Here is a 4,484-nt window from a genome sequence, read left to right as displayed (position 1 = left end):
GTACAATAGTGTCCTCTAATCGTACATATCTTTCGGGCAGATCGACTTCCAGACCCGGTTGGATTGTAAAATGTATGAAAATAACGGTCAGCCGATGATCGAGTTCCTGAGTTGCTTTCACTTGATCACCGGGCCGGATTAAGAAGCAGGAGCCTTTACAGATCGGGTAGCTTGCTCCGTTGATAATCATTTGCCCTCTTCCTTCTATGGCATACCATAGGTCGTAATCGGGCATGGGGGTTGAACGTGACCATTCCCAGCCGGGCTCGCAGCGAGATTTCCCCACGGAACCGTTATATAAGAAAGTGATCATCGAGAGCACTCCTTCAAATGACGTTTGGTTCCATTTAATCATAAGCTTCAGGCGATAGCAACGAGTTTGTGAATGTCTAATTGTATGTACATTTATACAAAAAAGTCGCTCTTCCATCCATTTCCATTAATCAGGAAAAACGCTATTCTTAAAGTAATGAATGTAGATTTATTACTCTTGAAGGAGGGATTCCATGCGTACAAATGTACAAAATTCAGATGACATTAACAATCTTATGTACCGATTCGACAATGTGCATCAGCCGTTAGCATCGATCCATGATTTCACAGATGAGTACGTCAAACAGTACAAGGACGCGGGATTCATAGCCATCGAGCAAATACTGACGGCCAAGGAAGTTGGGCAGTCAATTGATGCTGTTATGAATAATATCCTTAATCGTGATACGAAGGTTAAATTGCAATTCACCAAACCGCAGAGTGAACTGGGGACCGATGAGGAACGAGAGTTTGCAGTAAGAAAGCTTTACAACTTTGTAGAATTCGATGAGTCGCTGCGAGCAATAGCGTATCATCCCGCTATCCTATCCGTTGTCGAACGCTTGCTTGGCGAAGAAGTTAATCTCGTTCAGGACCAGGCTTTGTTGAAGCCTCCCTTCGGGGGAGCGGAAAAGCCATGGCACCAAGATATGGCTTACAACAACTTGACGTGGAAAAAGCCGGTAGTTGGCGTTTGGATCGCACTGGACGAGGCGGGACTCGACAACGGCTGCATGCACGTCATCCCACGCTCCCATATGGATGGAGCCACACCGCATTACGCTGTTCGAGATTGGCAAATCTGTGACGCGAACGTGCCCGTAGATAGGGACACGACAGTTCCACTCAAGCCGGGCGGAATTCTGTTCTTCCATGGGCTGTTGTACCACGGCACGCCGAATAATCATTCTTCCAAACGTCGCCGGTCGCTGCAGTTCCACTATGCCCCCAAATCGGCAGAAAAAATGTCAGCAGGGGAATACAAACGGATTTTTACCAATGAAATGACTTCTGCAGAGTGTTGAGACTTGCTCTTACCCATTTTGAATTCAGATAAGGGAGAGTGAACAGTATGGTCGATAGGTTATCGTTCGAGCAATGGCAGACCTACGAAGAACAAGGGTACCTCCGGTTGGGGAAAGTTTTGACGGAGCAAGAATTGGCAGCGCTTACTACCAGGATAGATGAGATTATGCTGGGAAAAGCCGAAATCGATTACAACCGGTTGATGATGCAGCGGGAAGAAGGGGAAGGGTTCGAACAGTCGGCGCAGACCCTGGGTTTTAAGGGAGCAACGCTTAACTATCGGAAGATCCAGAACCTGGAGCTCGATCCCGTGTATTTAGCTTATATGAAGAAACCGCTGTTCGGTTCAATTGCCGAAAAAATATACGGAATCCACACCAGGGTTGCTTGTTTTCGCGCTATGTTCATGAATAAGCCGGCCTTTCATGGGACTCGTCTGGTTTATCATCAGGATCGGTGGTCCAATCTGGACCGTGATCCATTGTTGACGATATGGACGGCCTTGGATCCGGCTACCCGTGAAAACGGCTGTGTTCAAGTATATCCAGGCACGCACCGGAATCTTATGAATCCTAATGATCCTTCTGGATTTCTGACCAAGGAGCAGATTGAGGATTTGACAGTAAATAGGGAACCGGATTATTTGGAGCTCGAGCCCGGTGAAGCTGTCTTGCTGCATAACTGGACGATTCATGGTTCGGAAGGCAATCTCAGCAGCAAATCTCGTAGAGCCTTCAGCGTATGTTATATGGATGCAGCTACGATATCCCGGCCTACGGAAGCGTTTTCAACTATTTTTGATTAATTCGGACAATCCCTATCCAAACAAAGACATCGGATCAATTTCCGGTGTTTTTTTGCGTCTTGTCAATTTTGTTTTTAACAGGATTCGACAACAATTTTCATGCTAATATACTATGCTAAATAAATGGAAATTGGCGGAAAAGAATCTTATTCTGCTTGTTGTCAATCAAGTTATAGGTGCAGGAGGACTGATTTTGATGAAAATGAGCTGGTATCATCGCATGCTGTTGTCTTACGCTCCTCTATTTTTCGTAGTCATTTCCGTCTTAATCTTTTCTTTTTTCTCGATATTAAACAATTCGGCACAGAAACAAATCGCGATGACGGATGACTCTATTGCGACAAAGGTTATGCAGGCAGTCGACGCTAATCTGAAGGCCTCCGAACAAATGACGATCAAAGAAATTTTTACAGATGAGAAGTTAAAAGATTTCTATACGTCTACGGCAGGCGATAAAACGCTTTTTGATTACTTTGTGATTTCACATAAGCTGGACGATTTCTCTTCCATGTTGCCTTTTTCCAGCTCCATTTATATGTATAACGAACAATCCGGGAAAATATTATCCAGAAACGGCTTATCAGACCTGGACCAGTTTGGCGATCGTGATTTCCTTCTTGCTGCCTATCACTCGAAGACGTCGCCACCTGGATGGACGAGTCCAAGAAATTACCGCGAATTTATTCATGATTCAAGCGAGGAACAGGTGGTATCTTTAGTCAAGTTTTTCCCGTTAGATGATATCAAGCAGGGGGCTGTCGTGGTTAACATCCGCGTTCGGGCATTAGTCGGGTTCATGAAAGATTTAACGCGATATGATGCCGGTTTCATTCGGTTACTTACCGCTAACCTAGAGCCTTTTGATCGAAGCTTGACGCTGCCGAGCCAAACCGCACCCCTGCAAGAGCTCAAAAGAAGACAGATTCATTCCGACTATACGGGATGGCTGTATATGCCCGGCGGACAAAGAGATCAGAAATTGTCTTTGATGTCGCAGTTTAATGACCTATGGATAATAGTGGGCTTAGCGACTATCATAATTGGCGTGTTTTGGTTCACGTTTATTACCCACCGGCATTACAAACCAATCCAGTCCATTGCGATAAGGATCGATGATTACACGAAACGAAAAAGCAGTGAGCTAGTTAAACATGCGGGGGTTGGCGAACTGAAATTTATAGAATTGGCCATCGATAATTTGTTGGAAAGGACGAGCCAATACGAGAAACTGCATAAAGATGATCTACTGATTCGGAGAAGGCAGGTACTGGTCGATTGGCTGGAAGGCCATAGGATTATGAACGAAACAGAGTGGCGGCAAGAGACTGCTAGATTGCAGCTACCCTCTCAGTTCAACAGGTTGGCGGTGGTGATGATGGAAATCGATCGTTACTCTCATTTTGTCGGGGATTATAGCTCGCGTGACCAGTACTTGCTTAAATTTGTTGTTAGCAATGTCCTTCAGGAAGTTGCCCAGAACGAAGGGATATTTGTTTGGAATGAATGGGTGGAACCACAGCAAATGGTCGTCATGTTTTACTTGAATGATAGCCAGGAGCAAGACGAGAATACGGTCTATGATTTCATGAAGAAACTGCAGGATTGGATTCTGGCCAATCTTGAATTTACGGTGTCGGTGGGAATCGGACCAGAGACCCAGTCACTTGGAGATATCCCACAAAGCTATGCGGATGCCAAAAAACATTTGTCCTACAAGCCCGTCTTTGGATTAGGCTCACTTATTGGAAGCCGTGATGTTCATGCAAAAACGGAAGGCCGGATTTTCCCACATCTGCAATCGGTTCGAATCATTGTCAAGTCGTTCCGGACGGACGACGGGCAGTGGCAGACGCATATGATTTCGCTTTTTCATGCTCTCAAGAAGGGGCGGTTCTCACAAGGTGATATCAACCACATCTCCAATTACTTGATGTATCATCTGAATAAAGAACTGATGGAAATGACGGGAGAAGCGCAGGAACTGTGGACCACAGAGTATAAGCCGGTTCTTGAAGCGTTAGTGGAGCACTCTGAAAAACTGGAAGAATGGCATGAGCGGTTGGTTATGCTGCTTTCCGAGCTAGAGCCCCGTGTTCGAGCTGCCCGCTACGCAAGGAACAATCATGAACTTATATGCCAAGTTAAAGTGTATATCGAAACGCATTATTGTGACTCCGATCTGTCCCTTAACAGGATTAGCGATCATTTTGAAATGAATCCTCGCTATTTAAGCAAGCTGTTTAAAGAGGAGTTCGGGGAAAAATTTATTGATTATTTGCTGCGGATTCGTTTGGGGGAAGCTCAGAGATTGCTGCTTAAGACCGATCTATCGGTACAACAT

4 protein-coding genes are annotated in these 4,484 nt (G+C 45.3%); 3 read left to right on the top strand and 1 reads right to left on the bottom strand.

Going from position 1 to position 4,484, the window contains the following annotated elements:
* Nucleotides 1–313 (bottom strand): AraC family ligand binding domain-containing protein (locus tag AC1DUA_RS24965; RefSeq protein WP_477502332.1); only part of this gene is annotated, 313 nt, incomplete at its 3' end.
* 193 nt (nt 314–506) lie between these two features.
* Between AC1DUA_RS24965 and AC1DUA_RS24960 the strand changes: the two genes are divergently transcribed.
* From AC1DUA_RS24960 to AC1DUA_RS24950, 3 genes are all read left to right on the top strand, one after another.
* Nucleotides 507–1,337: a phytanoyl-CoA dioxygenase family protein gene (locus AC1DUA_RS24960; RefSeq protein ID WP_477502331.1), complete on the top strand. Its 831-nt coding sequence runs from the start codon at nt 507–509 to the stop codon at nt 1,335–1,337.
* Nucleotides 1,338–1,384: 47 nt separating this feature from the next.
* A complete protein-coding gene (locus AC1DUA_RS24955) occupies nt 1,385–2,143 on the top strand; it encodes a phytanoyl-CoA dioxygenase family protein (RefSeq protein ID WP_477502330.1) in 759 nt (252 codons plus the stop codon).
* 196 nt (nt 2,144–2,339) lie between these two features.
* Nucleotides 2,340–4,484: helix-turn-helix domain-containing protein (locus AC1DUA_RS24950; RefSeq protein ID WP_477502329.1), on the top strand; the 2,145-nt coding region annotated here is incomplete at its 3' end.

It is taken from the genome of Paenibacillus sp. 01T422, assembly GCF_056398785.1.
This window is presented reverse-complemented; position numbering and strand designations above follow the sequence as displayed.